Annotated in this window: 10 protein-coding genes; 8 read left to right on the top strand and 2 right to left on the bottom strand. The window is 71.7% G+C overall.

Annotation, left to right across the window (positions count from 1 at the left end; translation table 11 throughout):
• The first annotated feature begins 28 nt into the window (after positions 1–28).
• The 8 genes from A6A06_RS01425 (at position 29) to A6A06_RS01390 (ending at position 6,773) form a co-directional block, all read left to right on the top strand.
• Positions 29–871 carry a winged helix-turn-helix transcriptional regulator gene (locus A6A06_RS01425; RefSeq protein ID WP_073757962.1) on the top strand — a complete coding sequence of 281 codons (843 nt, stop codon included), beginning with the start codon at positions 29–31 and terminating at the stop codon, positions 869–871.
• Complete coding sequence (locus tag A6A06_RS01420; RefSeq protein WP_079193728.1) at positions 868–1,380, top strand: hypothetical protein; 513 nt, start codon at positions 868–870, stop codon at positions 1,378–1,380. The genes A6A06_RS01425 and A6A06_RS01420 overlap by 4 nt, the downstream gene beginning before the upstream one ends.
• Complete coding sequence (locus A6A06_RS01415; protein ID WP_073757960.1) at positions 1,377–2,612, top strand: MFS transporter; 1,236 nt, start codon at positions 1,377–1,379, stop codon at positions 2,610–2,612. The genes A6A06_RS01420 and A6A06_RS01415 overlap by 4 nt, the downstream gene beginning before the upstream one ends.
• Positions 2,613–2,649: 37 nt before the next feature.
• Entirely contained in the window at positions 2,650–2,952 is a 303-nt protein-coding gene (locus A6A06_RS01410; protein WP_073757958.1) for a hypothetical protein, read from the top strand.
• A 41-nt stretch (positions 2,953–2,993) separates the two neighbouring features.
• On the top strand, positions 2,994–4,223 hold the full coding sequence (locus A6A06_RS01405) for an ATP-grasp domain-containing protein (RefSeq protein WP_079193727.1): 1,230 nt from the start codon (positions 2,994–2,996) through the stop codon (positions 4,221–4,223).
• On the top strand, positions 4,220–5,092 hold the full coding sequence (locus A6A06_RS01400) for a DUF317 domain-containing protein (RefSeq protein ID WP_073757954.1): 873 nt from the start codon (positions 4,220–4,222) through the stop codon (positions 5,090–5,092). Before A6A06_RS01405 ends, A6A06_RS01400 begins: the two co-directional genes overlap by 4 nt.
• Positions 5,093–5,124: 32 nt before the next feature.
• Positions 5,125–5,616, top strand: a complete 492-nt coding sequence (locus A6A06_RS01395) for a hypothetical protein (protein ID WP_199930628.1) — start codon at positions 5,125–5,127, stop codon at positions 5,614–5,616.
• Between the two features lie 134 nt (positions 5,617–5,750).
• The gene (locus tag A6A06_RS01390; RefSeq protein WP_242440518.1) at positions 5,751–6,773 is read left to right on the top strand and encodes an MSCRAMM family protein; all 1,023 of its coding nucleotides are present in this window, start codon (positions 5,751–5,753) and stop codon (positions 6,771–6,773) included.
• Positions 6,774–7,269: 496 nt separating this feature from the next.
• Here the strand turns inward: A6A06_RS01390 and A6A06_RS01385 are convergent, their stop codons facing one another.
• Complete coding sequence (locus A6A06_RS01385; protein ID WP_073757952.1) at positions 7,270–8,322, bottom strand: NADP-dependent oxidoreductase; 1,053 nt, start codon at positions 8,320–8,322, stop codon at positions 7,270–7,272.
• Positions 8,323–8,354: 32 nt separating this feature from the next.
• The gene (locus A6A06_RS01380; RefSeq protein ID WP_073757950.1) at positions 8,355–14,642 is read right to left on the bottom strand and encodes a type I polyketide synthase; all 6,288 of its coding nucleotides are present in this window, start codon (positions 14,640–14,642) and stop codon (positions 8,355–8,357) included.
• Positions 14,643–14,792: the final 150 nt, after the last annotated feature.

The following is a 14,792-nucleotide window of genomic DNA, read 5'->3' as shown; positions in this document are numbered from 1 at the left end:
CCCCTTTCCCCACCCAGGAGTTCCCCCCTTGGCCACCACCGGTCTGCCTCCCGACACCGCCGCTGACGTTGCCCGGGTCACCGAGTCCCTCGCCATGATCACTCCGCGATGGAACGTACGGATCATGCTGGCCCTGTCCGGCCCGCCGCTGCGCTACAGCCAGATAGCGGGCAAGCTGTCCTGGCTGCAGAACGGCCAGCTCCACCCCAAGCTGCGGGCCCTGTGCGATGCCGGCCTGGTCCAGCGCACCGAGCACACCTCGCGGCACGTCACCTACGGCCACACCGACCGCGGGGCCGCCCTGCTGCCGGTACTCCCGCTGATCGTCACCTGGGCCGAGGAGCACCTGGAAAAGACGGACCGGCAGCTGCCCGCCATCGAGCAGATCGAGGACAGCCTCACCCTGCTCACCCGCCGGCACGCCGCCGCCCTCCTGTGGGTGCTCAAGTCCCGCGAAGAGGCCAGCGGCCGGGCCCTGGCCCGCATCGTCATGCCCGGCAGCGACTGGACCAACATCTACCCGCCGCTGCGCCAGCTCGTGAGCGACGGTCTGGTCGACACCGACGGCACCGGGCAGCCCTATCGCCTGTCCGAGGCGGGGGAGAGCCTGGCGCCCGTCTTCGGGGCCCTGTCCGCCTGGTCCGCCGGACACCCCCTCGCCCAGGCCGCCCGGCACCCGATCTGGGGGCGCGCGGACGCCGTACCCGCTCCGAAGCGATGGCTCAGCAACCAGACGCGTCTGCCCGCCCCGGCGGCAGCGCCGGCGCCGGTGCGAGCAGGGCAGACCGCCTGGCAGGGCCGTGACCTGTTCTCCCACGCCACGCCGGCCCACCCGAAGACCGCACTCACGGCGGGAGGTCCGCGCCGGTGACTTCCTCCTTCACCACGGCCGAACTCCGGGACACCGTCACCATGCTGTCCTCGCCTGCCTTGATCCGTCTGGTCACCGAGATCGACGACAACGGTCCGATCCCGCCGCGGGGGATGGCCCGCACGTTCGCCGACCTCCCGGTGCACCAGCTGCGCCAGTCCACCGACGCGGCCCGCGCCCTCAATCTCGTCCGCGGCCGTCCCGGCGCCGGGCTGGGCCTGACCGCGGCAGGCGTGGAACTGGCCGACGTCTACGACGCGTGCGCCCGGTGGGCCCGGCGCCACGCCTGCCCGACCGAAAGTTCGGACTTCACCAGCCGCGTCCAGCACACCCTCAGCCTCATGTCCAACACGCTCCACCCCGTCACGCTCGACAGGCTCCGGCGAGGCGTCCAACCGCCCGGGGCGCAGGCCGCCGCCGACCTGGTGCGACCGCACGACCTGCTGCGGCAGTGGCTGACCGCGTACCCGCAGGCCGCCCGGCTCGCCGCGCCCGAGCCGGCCGCGTGAGCGGTCACACCACTGCCCGGCACGCCCGCCACACCGCAGGACCGCTGCGCGGCATCTACCTGCCGCGCACGGCCGATGCCCTCGCGTTCGCCATGGCCACCTACGGCATTCCGCTCCTGGTCCTGGCCACCACCGCCTCCGCCGCGCTCACGGGACTGGCGTTCGCATTGGAGTGGATACCGAGGCTGGCGGCGTTCGGATGGGCCGGCGCGATCGTCGACCGGCGCGGGGCCGCGGTCGTCTTCTTCCTGGCCTCCCTCGGCCGCGCACTGGCCGTCGCCGCCGGAGCGGTCATCCTGCTCCTCTGGCCGTCCGGCACCGGGGCGGGCGTGACGGTGATGGCCCTCGCGGCCATCACCGGGGTGCTCACCCAATTCAGCTACATCGCGGCCGAGACCGCTGGCGCCGCCGCCGGCCGCAGGGCAGGGACGCAGGCCCACCATGTCCAGGCCGCCCTGCTGGGGATCGACCAGACCGCGACCCTGGCCGGCCCGGCGCTCGCAGGAGTGCTGCTGCTCGCCGGCCCGCCCTGGATGCTTGCCGTGATGACGGTGCTCTCGCTGCTCGCCGCGCTGCTCGCGCTGCGCACCCCGCCGTCGCCCCTCGCTGCGGCCCGCGCCCCGAAGCGCAGCCCGGGCGCCGGGCTGCTCACCGGCTGGCGCACCATCCGCTCCCTTCCCGCGCTGGGCTGGCTGGTCGCCGGCCTGACGTTCTCCAACCTCGCCGTCGGCTTCCTCCAAGCCGCCGGCCCCGTGATCGTCGTCCACCACTACGGGCAGTCCACCACCGCCGTCGGCCTGGTCTGGTCCGCCGCCGCAGCGGCCACACTTCTCACCGTCACCGTCTGCCGGTTCGCGATCGACCGGCTCGGCCTGTGGCCGGTCGGCGCCGCCTGCGCCGCTGTTGCCGCGCTCACCGGTCTGGCCGCCGCCCAGGCCCCCGACTACCTCTCCTACCTGGTCCTGGTCGCGGTCCTGATGGCCGCCGACGGCGGCATGACCGTGGTCTTGCGCACGCTGCGCTCCCGCCTGATCCCCACGGACCGGTTCGGCAGCACCTTGTCGGCGACCATCCTCATCCTCCTGCTGCCCTTTCCCGTCGCTGGCGTGCTCACCGCCCTGACCCCGCCCGACGCCCTCGCGCACGTTCTCACCGGCTGCGCCGCACTCCAGGCCACCGGCCTGCTTTGCGCCTTCGCCCACCTGCGCACCGACCCCGCCCTGCGCACCTGACCCGACGCTCTTTCCCCAGCCTGTGGAGAAACCCCCCATGCCCCCTGCCAGCCCCGGGGCGATCCGTGCGAGCGGTCGCACCATCACCGAGCAGTTCCACGCCTTCGACGCCCAAAACCCCCACGTGTACCGCGAGCTGGAACGCATGACCGCCCGCCGGCTCGCCACCGGCGCCACCCGCATCGGCCTCAAAAACCTCTTCGAAGACCTGCGCCGACACCTCCCGTACGGCGTGGACGGACTGAACAACAACTTCACCGCCCTCTACGCCAGGCGGCTGCTCACCGCGCACCCCGAGTGGGCCACCGCCTTCGAACTGCGCCGCCGCCGCGCCGCCTGACAGCCCTTGCCCTGCCCGCCGTTGATTCGGAGAATCCCTTCTTGTCCGCTCGCCCCCAGGTGCTCCTCGTCGACCCCGGCGACCAGACCTTCCGCGGCTACTGTCTGGAGCAGGTCGCCGCCGCCTACGACGTGGTCCTGCTGACCGGCACCGAACCGTCGTGGGAAACGCCGTACATCGTCGACCACGCCGTCGCCGATCTCCGCGACAGCACCGCCCTGCTCGCCGCCGGGCGGACCCTGGCGGCACGGCACGACCTTGCCGGTGTTGTCACCTGGTCGGAGTGGCACCTGGTTGCCACCGCTTGCCTCGCCCGGGTGCTCGGTCTGCCCGCGCACTCCTCCGAGGTGATGCGGGCGTGCCGCAACAAGGCCACCGCCCGCAGCCTGTTCGCCCGCCACGGGGTACCGTCGGCCGCCGCGGTGACGGCCCGGTCCGTTCCGGAGGCCGAGCTGGCGGCGATGGCCGTCGGCTACCCCGCCGTGCTGAAGCCCACGGCCTTCGCCGGAAGTATCGGCGTGGTCCGTGTCGACCGGCCCGAAGAACTGCCCGGCGCCTTCGCGTTCGCCTCGGCCGGCGCGAGCCGGAGCCGGGAGGACACCGCCGTTCTGGTCGAGCAGTACCTCGACGGCCCGGAGGTCTCGGCCGAGTGCGTCACCCACCACGGTGTGACCACCGCCGTCGCCGTCACCCGCAAGAGCCTGGGCCCGGCACCGCACTTCTACGAGACGGGGCACACCGTCGACGCCGACGACCCACTCCTTGCCCTGGTCAGTCCGGTCGCCTCCACCGCGATCAGGGCCTTGGGCATCACCGATGGCATCCAGCACGTCGAAATGCGCCTGGTCGACGGCCGCCCCCGGCTGATCGAAGTCAACGCGCGCATCGCCGGCGACATGATCGGCCACCTCGTCCGCCTCGCCACCGGCATCGACCTGCCGAAGGCCGCCGCCGCCCTCGCCTGCGGCCACAGCCCGGACCTCACCCCGACCCGCCGAGGCGCCGCAGGCATCCGGTTGCTCTACCCGGCCGCCTCCGGCACCCTCACCGAACGGCAGGTCAACCAGCCGTTCGCCGCCCGCACCCCTTGGCTGCAGCAGGTCCAGTGGACCCGCCAGGTCGGCGATTCCCTCCTCCTGCCGCCCGACGGTGACCTGTTCACCGCCAGAGCCGGGTTCTACATCGTCACCGGCCGCGACACCGCCGAGGTCAACGAACGCCTCGACACGGCCGCCGAGGAGATCACCCTGACCACCCAGGCGGCCCGATGAGCCCTCAGCCCGACCCGCGCCACGACATCGACGGGGACGTCTACGTCTCCCCGCGCCACCTCGCCAGCACCACCGGGACCGGCGACCCCGCCCTCGCCCCGCTTCTCGATCTCGGCTGGGACCTTCAGTACGACGACCTGGCCAACGTCTTCGTCCACGCCCCCGACCAGCGGGTGCGTCTTGGCTACCTCCCCGAAGGCGAGGACGACGGACTCTGGCGCGTCAACGCCTACAACGACCCGTTCGGGCAGCCGGCCTGGGGCGTCTGCTTCAACGACCGCTGTCCCACCGAGTTCGTCCAAGCCTTCACCACCGCTCTCGCTGCGGCGTACGAACAGGGGCCGGACGCCTACCTCGCCCGGCCGGTCTCCGGGACGGACGAACACGAGCCCTTTCTCGCCGTCGTCCCCCTCCTCCAACAGGGCTGGCAGATAGACCGCCCCCGCTGGGGCGTCTTCGCGGCCCAGGCGCCGGACGGCCATGCCGCACTGGAGTTCACCGCCGGCGACGTCGATCCGGAAGCCGAACTGAGCACGCGCAACGCCCGCTGGCAGCTGTGGGCCGGGAAGTCCGTCGACCGGCCCACCTGGTACGCGACTGCCAGCACCGACACCCCCGTCGCCCTGCTCACCGCCGTCACCCAGTGCGTCGCCGACCCGGCCCCGCTGCCCCGGTGGCGACAGGACACCTACAGCTACCTCAAGGGCATGGCCCAGCTCACCCCCATCCTCCCGCCGCAACCACCGGCCCCCACCCCGCTCGACGTCCAACGGGCCGCTGCCTCCCGCCGCCCGGCCGCGCTCCCCGCACCCAGCGTCCCGCGCTGGAGCACCACCAGCCGACCGGCCCTGCCCGGCCCACGCCGATAACGCCGACGCGACCTCGACCGGAAAGCCCCTAATTGCCCTCCCTGTACGCCCCCGAGTTCTTCGCCGAACTGTCCCTCCCGTTCACCGACAGCACCGTCGTGGGCAACACCTACTACGCCACCCCCGCCCCCGGTACACCGCTGCGACTGCGGATCGAATTCACCCGCACCATCCACGCGGATACCTACGGCGGCCTGCGCCTGACAGCCCTCCACGCAGACCAGGGCGAGATCGACGCGGTAGCCCTCAGCTTCGCGGACCACGGCACCTTCCGCCGCCGCGACGAAACCCACGGCACGCCCGCGAATACCAAGCGGTACGGCACATTCGACAAGCACCACCGCCCAGGCCAGCCACCGTGGGAGGGCGCCGTCACCACCGGGCTGCGCGATGCCATTGAGCAGTACACCGCCGTCTGGTTCCCCGGCGCGTGGACGACATCCGCACCGCGTCGAGCGGCGGGCCGTACGGCTCACCAGACGCCCGCCCCGCTGACCACCCACAGAGGAGGCCGCTCCCGCTGAGCCCCGTCCGCACCGTCACACCCGGCAGCGGCCGGTGACCGCCGCCCAGTACCGGGCTCGGCCGCACTCGCTGAAATCTCCGAGCAACTCCGTCCGCCCACCATCGCCGGATCGCCCGTTCCAGGAGTTCGTTCTTGCGCATCCATTCACCCCGCCGTACCACGGCGGCAGCCATCACCGTCGCCGCTGCTGTTGCCGGGCCCCTGGCCTGGACCCCGGCCGCCGCGGCCCACGCTCCCGAGCCGACCTCGTCCGCCTCCGCACCCGCCGTACGTCACCTGCCCGAGACCGGCGGCGTGCAGATCCTCAAGAAGGACCCTGACGGGCACCGGATGCCGGGGGCCGCGTTCATCCTGCTCGACGATGCCGGCAAGGAAGCCGCTAGCGGCCGTACGAACGCCGAGGGACGACTGGCCTTCGAAGACCTTGCCACCGGCGTCTACCGGCTCAAGGAGACCAGCAGCGGCAGCCCGCTGCACACCGTCGCCGCCGACCAGGACGTCATCGCCACCCCCGGCCCCGCCGTGCCGCTGACGGTCACCGACCCGTTCAAGCCGGCGAACCTGACCGTGAAGAAGACCGACAAGAGCAGCGGCAAACCCCTTCCCGGAGCCATCGTCAACGTCACTCCGGTCGACAGCAGCGGTAAGACTGTCACGGTGGCCACGGGCAAGGACGGCACCGCCACGGTTCAACTGCCCGTTACCACCCGAACCGGCACCCCTTACAAGATCACCGAATCCAAGGCTCCCTCGGGATACGAGCTGGACAGCGCCCCCGCCAAGATCACCGCTAAGCCTGGGGCGCCGGAAACGGTCACGTTCGCCGACACCCCGAAGCGCCCCCCGACCCCCTCGCCGACCGAGACTGCCCCGACGCCGACTGCACCGGCCAAGCCTGCGCCGGAGCGGACGCCCGGGAAGCAGAACCAGGCCACGCCGCATCCCGAGGCGAGCGCTTCCGGCGCGGCGGCGCCGACGCACTCCTCCGCACCCCCCGCCCCTCAACAGGCAACTGGATCGCTCGCCCACACCGGAGCCGATTCCACCCCCTGGCTCCTGGGGGCCGCCGGGGTTCTGCTCGCCGGTGGCGCAGCCGTCGTCATCGCAGCCCGACGACGGCGTTCGCAGGACGCCGTACCCACCGATGGCAGGTAAGCCCCGAGACCCTCAGCCCCGCAGCCGGAAGCCATGAACAGCAGCGCATCAAGGCCCCGGAGAACTTCCGTTCTCCGGGGCCTTGATGCGCGCTTCGAGGTGCCACCCTGCGCCATGCGCGCTGGTCTGAGCGGGCGATGGTGTCCATCCGCGCGTACGTAGCTTCGGTTGGCGTGGGAGCGGCACGTACAGTGATCCGCTTTCGAACAACCCTGCGTGGGCCTTCGTACACGGAGACCTCTTAGGGCTGGGCAGCGCCGGAGCCTTGCGCCGGTCGGCAGGCCCGGCACGCCGGCCGCGCCCCGCCAGGGTGGGCATACCGCCCTGGTTACACCAGGCGCCGCGGCGAAGAAGCACGTCAGGTGCTGGAAGTGCCGGCAGCAATGGCTTGCCTCTCCGGCCAGCAGCTACGTCAGCCGACACTCCGCTGGCACCGGCGCGCCCACCGCGGCCGCTGGCAGAAAGGCACCTTGGAAGGCTTTCGGCTTGATTTTTCCTACAGCTTGACGAGCATCTGGCCGGTGTTCGCGCCGCTGAGGAGGCCGAGGACGGCGTCGTAGGCGTGCTCGATGCCGGTGGTGATGGTGGTCGGGCAGGTGATCTGTCCTGAGAGGAGCCAACTGGTCATCTCGTCGGTGAAGTCCGGGAAGCGCACGGCGTAGTTGAAGTCGTGCACGCCGGTGATGTGGAGTGCTTTGCCGATGACGAGCAGAAGGTTGTCGGGCCAGTGAACGGCCGGTTGGGTGTATTGGGAGCTCATTCCGCACAGCAGGACGCGCCCGTGGGGACGCAGGTGGTCGAGGGCCACCGCCAGGTGGTCGCCCCCGACGGTGTCGAAGTAGAGGTCGATGCCGTCCGGTGCTGCCTTGTGCAGTTGTTCGGCGAGTCCGCCGGTGGTGGGGTTGATGGCGGCGTCGAAGCCGAGTTCGTCGGTGAGTGTGCGGGACTTGGCGGCGCTGCGGGTAGAGCCGATGAGGGTGCCGGCGCCTTTGATGCGGGCGATCTGCCCGGCGAGGCAGCCGACCGCCCCGGCGGCGCCGGAGACGAAGACGGTGTCGCCCGGGGTGATGCCGCCGGGGCTCAGGAGGGCGCCGTACGCGGTGAGGCCGTTCAGGCCCAGCGCGCCGAGGTAGGCGGTGGGTGGCAGTCCGCTGTCCGGGAGTTTCTCGGCTTTGGTGCTGGGCAGGAGGGCGTGCTGACGCCAGGCGAGGTCGTGCCGGACCAGGTCGCCCTCCGCGATGCTTGCGTGACGGGAGGCGATCACCTCGCCGACGGCCGGTCCGGTCAGCGGCTCGCCGGTGGTGTAGGGCGTATACGCGGAGCGGGGGTTAAGCGGTCCCTGGACGCCGCAGTATTGGGCTGCCGGGGTGGGCAGCATGCGGCCGAGCATCGCCGAGTGTACGGACATGTGGGTGTTGCGTACGAGGATCTGTCCCGGGCCTGGTTCCGGCAGGTGTCGGCTTTCGAGGCGTAGATGTCCGGTGTCGGTGCGGTGGGTGGGGCGCCGGGTAAGTATCCAGGTGCGGGTCTGGGTGGGGAGCACGGACACGGGTGCCTCCTCCTGCTTGCGGGGGCGTGCTGTCAGGGCGGCGGGGCGGGCTTTGCCGGGGCGTGGGGCGGGAGACTAGGTGCGTTCGGCGGGATCGGGTCCGGTGCGGTAGGCGGGCTCTGGTGTGGCAGGTGGTTGAGGGTGTAGTCGGTGAGGGCAGTGACGGTGGGGTTGGCCCACAGGACGTTTTGGGGGATGGTCAGGCCCACGCTCTGCTGAAGCCGGTTGAGCAGTTGGGTGGCGATCATGGAGTCCACGCCGACGGTGAGCAGAGAAGTGTGGGGGGCGATGCGGTCGGGGTCGCAGTACAGGAGTTCGGCGGCTTGTGCGGTGATGAATCGGGCCAGCAGGGCGGGGCGCCGTGAGCTGTCCGCGGAGCGAAGGGCCGCCAGCGGGTCCTCGTGGCGTGACGTGGTGAGGGCGGCGGTGCTCTGCCGGAGCAGGTGGGAGAAGAACGGGGCCGCTGCGGCTTGTGGGTAGGGGGCCAGCCACTTGTCGAAGTCGATGTTGACGAAGCTGCTGTGGGTGCGGTCGTGGGTGAGCAGGAGTTCCAGGCCGTCGAGGGCATCGGTGAGGGGGATGGTCGCGAAGCCGCGGTCGCCGATGGTGCGTGCGCCGATCCCGACTTCGGCCCAGGCTCCCCAGTTGATGCCGAGCGCGGGCAGGCCGGCGGCTCGGCGGTGGGTGATGAGTTCGTCGAGCCAGGCGGAGGCGGCGGCGTAGGCGGCCTGTCCGGGGGATCCGATGATGGGGACGAAGGAGGAGAAGGCGACCCACCAGTCCAGGTCGTAGCGGGTGCTGGCCTGGTGCAGCAGCCAGGCGCCGTTGGCCTTGGGCTGCCAGACGCGGTCCAGGAGGCCGGGGGTGATGCGGGTGACGGCGGCGTCGTCGACGACGGCTGCGGCGTGGATGATGCCGCGCAGCCGGTGGCCGTGGCGTTGGGCGGCGTGCAGCAAGCGTTCGGCGGTGCCGGGTTCGGCGATGTCGGCGTTGATGATGTCGATCCGGGTGCCGGCGGTGCGTAGGCGCTCGATCGCGGTAGTGGCTTCGGGGGTCGGGCTGGAGCGGCTGCTGAGGATGATGGTGCCGGCTCCGTGGTCGGTGAGCCAGCGGCACAGCACGAGGCCGAGGCCGCCCAGGCCGCCGGTGATGACGTAGCCGCCGTCCGGGCGTATGAGGGGGATCTGTTGCGGGGGGATGTGAGCGGTAAGGGGGCCGTGCGGCCAGCGGTATGCGGCAGGGCGGGTGTCGGGCGGTGTGGCGCCGGGCGTCAGGGCGAGGTCGGCCAGGGGGTGGTCTGTGTAGGGGAGCGGGGGGAGGGTTTCCTGGACCAGTGCCTGGCCGATCTCGGCCAGCAGGGCGCTGGCGGTGTCCGCGTCGTCTCTGAGGAGGCCGGCCAGATTCAGGGTGCACGTGAGCGTGTTGTGGTTCGTGACGGTGGGTGGGCGGCGGCTGCCGGCCCGGCAGGTGACGAGACGGCCTCCGGGGGCGAGGAGGGATCCGAAGTCCGGGGCGGCGCGGCCGTCGGTGTCGAGGATGACGTCGAAGCGCCGGTTGACGCCGGCGAGCTGATCTGCGCGGATGGTGCCTGGTGTGTGGGGGAGGCGAAGGCCGGGCTCGTTGTCGGGGGCCGAGACGCTGATGTCGGCGCCTGCGGCGGTGGCGGTGTGCCGAGCCGCGGCTGCGAGGGTGCCCGTGGCGCCGTGGAGCAGGACGCGTTCGCCGGCGGCCAGGCGGGCGAGGTGGTGCAGGGCGTAGTGGGCAGCCAGGTAGGGCAGGAGGGAGCAGGCGACCTGCGCGGCGTTGCTGGTGGCAGGAACGGGGACGGTCCAGTGCGCGGCGGCGGTGGTGCGGCTGGTGGGCGCTGTCGTCGGGACGAGGGCGGCCACCGTGCCGTGGTCGGTGATTCCGGCACAGGGCATCAGGGGCAGGTCATACCCCAGGTCGGTCGAGCAGGTGGCCGTCACGGTGATGGCGGTCTCGTCCGGCGGGGCGTCCACGTTCGGCTGGACCGTGTAGGTGAGCGTGGTTCCGTCGGTGTCAGCTTGCAGTGATGTTGTGTGTGGCGTGCATGAGATGGTTCGGCGTTCGTGAGGGGTCAGGGGCGCGGGGACGATGCGTAGGACGTATCGCTGGTCGGACCGCCAGGCGACTTCGTCCTCGGGGTCGTCGGCGAGGAGTTGGGCGGCGATCTTGCCGGGGCTGGTGAGGGTGTCGGTGTCCAGCAGGACGGGGCGCAGGGCGGGGTGTTCGTAGGTCAGGACGCGGTGTAATCCGCGGATGCCTGCGTGGGCCAGGGCCACGTGCTGGTCGCAGGGCAGGCTGTGGGCGTGGTGGGTGATGAGGTGGAGGCGGGTCGCGGGCCGGATGCGGTCCAGGTGCTGGACGGTGGTGATGATGTGTGCGATCCGCCGGTGGGCCTGTTCGACGGCTTGGTCGTCGGTGGCGTCGTCCTGGCGGGCGATCAGCAGCAGGTCGGTGACGGCCGGACCGGTCTGGGGGAGCGCGGCCTCGAGTCGCTCGCCCAGCGTTGCCTCGTCGGCGTCGGCCGGTACGGGCAGCCGGGTGAGGGGCGCCCGGGCGGCGAGTTCGGCCAGGAGCTGTTTCTGCCAGCCCTGGGGCTCGCCTTCGGTCACCGCGAGCCAGCTGCCCGTCTCGGTGCGGGCGGGCGCGATCAGGTCCTGCTGCTGCCAGTGGAGCTGGTGGAGGTAGGGCTGGAGGCGCCGGGCTGCGCGGGTGGGCTGGTGGACAAAGCGGATGCCATCGGCGTGGGCGAGGACGGCGCCGTCGGCGTTCAGCAGGCACAGCGATCCGGTGATCTGGTGGGTGTCGAGGGAGGTGGCACGCACGTGGCACCACACTCCGTCGGCGGTAGCGCCATGCACCTGTAGTTCGCCGATGCCGAGCGGATAGGCGCTTCCTGGCGGGAGGTCGACGCGGGTGGTCCACAGCGCCAGGAGACTTTGCAGGCAGCCGTCCAGCAGGGCCGGGTGCCATTGAAAGCGCGCGGTCAGCGACCGGGTGGCGTCGGGGATGGCCACAGCGGCGAGGGCCGCCGGGCCGTGACCGCTTGGGGAGACCTGGAGGGTGGCCATGACATCAAAGGCCGGGCCGTAGGAGATGCCGCAGCTGGTCCTCCACCGCTCGCGAACCGCCGTGACGTCGATGGACTGCGGGCAGGCGGCGCGCAGCGAGTCAAGCCGTGCGGGCGGCGGGCCGCCCGCCTGGGGGACAGCGGTCAGGGTCGCGTGACTGTGCCGCTCGAAACTTCCCCCCTCGGTAGGGGAGAACACCTGCCACGCCGCCTCGCGATCCGTGCGCACTTCACTTTGCGAGGTCAGGCGTATGCCTGCCGCCCCCAGAGGAAGGAAGGCATCGAACGTGAGGTCCCGTACGCGTGGGCACAGCCCGCCGGGGGCGATGGTCCGGGCGGCGCTCAGCGCCATCTCCGCCCACGCAGCGCCCGGCATCGCGGGGGCGCCCGCGGCGTGGTGGTCCCTCAGCCATGCCGTCACGTGCGGTGCGAGGTCGCACTGCCACAGGTGACGACCCGGCTCGCGGGGGTCGCGAATCCTGGTCCCCAGCAGCGGATGCGGCGGCTGACCACCAGCGTCGGCCACGGTGCCACCGCGGGTCAGTGCGCTCGGCTCGATCCAGTGATGTCCGGGGTCCCAGCACGTGGCCGGTACCTCTGCCAGCCGGCCCCGGCCGTACTGCCGTCGCCAGGCAACGGGCACCCCGTGGCAGTGGAGGGCGGCGACGTGGGTTTCGAAGTCCAGCACTTCGTCACCATGGCGCAGCAGGGTCGGCGTCACGAAGGCATCGCAGTCGGCAAGCGTCGCGGTGATCGCACGCGCCAGCATCGAGTGGACATTGATCTCGACGAAGGCGCAGTGTCCGTCGCCTGCTGCGGCTTCGACGGCTGCTGCGAATCGCACGGGGCGCCGCTGGTTGGCCACCCAGTAGTCCGCGTCCAATGGCAATTCCGCTCGGGGGTCGTCGGCGACCGTGGTGTAGAAGCGGCAGCGGGGCCTGCCCGGGGCGAGTTCCGCCAGGCGCTTGCGCAGGTCATCGAGGACCGGGTCCATCTGGGCCGAGTGCGAGGCGACCTCGACCTGGATCCGGGCGACGCCGACCCCCTCCCTCTCCCACAGGCCGACGAGCCGCTCGACGGCGGCGGCGTCGCCGGAGATGACCGTGCTTTCGGGGGCGGCGAGCACGGCAACCTCCACCTCCGCCGCCCGACGCTCCACCAGCGCGCGCCGCACGTGGTCGGCGGACAGATGAACGGCCGCCATCGCGCCTCCGGTCACGCGGGTGAGCAGCCGGGCGCGGCGGCAGATCACCCGCACACCGTCCCGGATGCTCAAGGCCCCGCACGCGACCGCTGCGGCCACCTCGCCCATCGAGTGGCCGATGACAGCGGCCGGCTGCACTCCGCGCGCCCGCCACATCGCCGTCAGAGCCACCTGCACGGCGAACAACGTAGGTTGCACCCGCGCCACCCCGGTAACGGTGTCCTCGCGGCCGAGTACCCCGCGCAGGGAGAAACCGGCCTCCTGCCGCAACAGCGGCTCCAGCTCGTCGATGACGGCCGTGAACGCCTCATCGGTGTCCAGGAGCCCCCGGCACATGCCCGCCCACTGCGACCCGTGCCCGGAGTAGACGAAGACCGGCCCCGGACCGCTGGGCCGCACGCTTCCCGCCGCCGTCCCCCCGGTCTCCTCCTGCGCGCCGAGGTGCCGCAGACGGCTCACCAACTCGTCGCGGGACGCTGCCACCACCGCGGCACGCCGGGCACCGTGAGAGCGGCGTACAGCGAGGGTGTGCGCGATATCCGGCAGCTCAACGCCCTGTCCGTCATCGCTGTCGAGCCAGTCGGCCAGCCGGGCCGCGTAACGGCGTACGGCCGCCTGAGAACTCCCGCTCAGCAGGTACACCGCCCGACGCCCCTCCTCCACGACGCTCTCCAGCCCCCCACGTGTTGCGGCGTCGTCCCCGGCGGCCTCGACGATGACGTGGGCATTGGTCCCTCCCACCCCGTAGGAGGAAACAGCCGCCAGCCGCGGCCCCTGCGGCACCGGCCAGGGCTCCATCGAGGTCGGAACGTAGAGGCGGCACTCTCCCGCGTCGATCTGCGGATGGAACTCGGTGAAGTGCAGCGTCGCCGGAACACGGCCGTGCCGCAGGCTCACGATCGCCTTCAGCAGCCCCAGAACCCCGGAGGCGGCTTCCGTGTGGCCGATGTTCGTCTTGATCGATCCGACTGCGCACGGGTAGTCGCCCGCTCCGTAGACCTCTTTGATCGCCGAGAACTCCAGCGGATCGCCGATCGTGGTCCCGGTGCCGTGCGCCTCGATCATGCCGACCTGCTCGCCCCGCACCCCCGCCCGGCGCAACGCGGCGGCGAACACCGCGGCCTGCGCCTGGGCCGACGGCGCGGTCAGACGCACCGATCGGCCGTCCTGGTTGACCGCCGAACCACGCAGCACCGCCAGGACACGGTCACCGTCCCGGCGAGCATCCTTCAGCAGCTTGAGCACCACCACGCCGCAGCCCTCGGCCCGCAGGTAACCGTCGGCCTTCTTGTCGAAGGCATGGCAGCGGCCGGTGGGCGAGAACATCTCCCACCGCGACGAAGCGACCGTGACCTCCGGCCCGAGACCGGCCGCCACCCCGCCGGCCAGGGCCATCCCGCACTCGCCCGCGCGCAGCGACTGGCAGGCCAGGTGGACGGCAACCAGCGAGGACGAGCAGGCCGTATCCACCGACAAGCTGGGGCCGTGCAGGTCCAGCAGGTACGCGACCCTGCCGACGCCCACCCCGTGCACACCGCCGGAGAACCAGTACCCCTCGGTCTCTTGCGGCCCCCGATGGCCCCGCAGATAGTTGTCCATCCAGTACATGCCCGCGAACACGCCCGTCTGCGAACCGCGCAGCGCATCAACCGGGATGCCGGCGTGTTCGCACGCCTCCCAAGCGGTCATGAGCAGCAGCCTGTGCTGCGGATCCATCCACGTGGCTTCCGCCCCCGAAATGCCGAACGCCTGCGCATCGAAGGCTCCGAGGTCCCCTTCGAGGAACCCTCCCCGCCTGATCCGGCAGGCCACACGCTCCGGCAGGCCGGCGGCGATCGCGTCGGCGTCCCACCGTTCCTTGGGCACGGGCCCCACGGTCTCGCGTCCCTCAGCCAGCAACCGCCACAACGCCGCGAGGGAATCCACGCCCCCCGGCGCCCGGCACGCGGCACCGACCACGGCCACCGGCTCGTCCCAGGGAGCCGGCAGGACGTCACAGCCATCGCCCCGAATGCTGCTCATGCAATTGCCTCCCTCGTTCCCCGGCCCGGCAAACAGCGCGGCCTGAGATCGCCCTGGCCGAGCACCGCGGCTCTGAAAGCAATGCCGCAAAGGGAGCGGCCGTTGCACGGCAAAACGGCCTCGCCGGAAACGCTGTTGCGTAATTCACCG

This window comes from Streptomyces sp. CB02923, from assembly GCF_001905005.1.
In the GTDB taxonomy this organism is placed as follows: domain Bacteria; phylum Actinomycetota; class Actinomycetes; order Streptomycetales; family Streptomycetaceae; genus Streptomyces.
This window is presented reverse-complemented; position numbering and strand designations above follow the sequence as displayed.

Coding starts and splice junctions, on each gene's coding strand:
- A6A06_RS01400 (WP_073757954.1), top strand. CDS start 4,220: ATGAGCCCTCAGCCCGACCCGCGCCACGACATCGACGGGGACGTCTAC.
- A6A06_RS01410 (WP_073757958.1), top strand. CDS start 2,650: ATGCCCCCTGCCAGCCCCGGGGCGATCCGTGCGAGCGGTCGCACCATC.
- A6A06_RS01380 (WP_073757950.1), bottom strand. CDS start 14,642: ATGAGCAGCATTCGGGGCGATGGCTGTGACGTCCTGCCGGCTCCCTGG.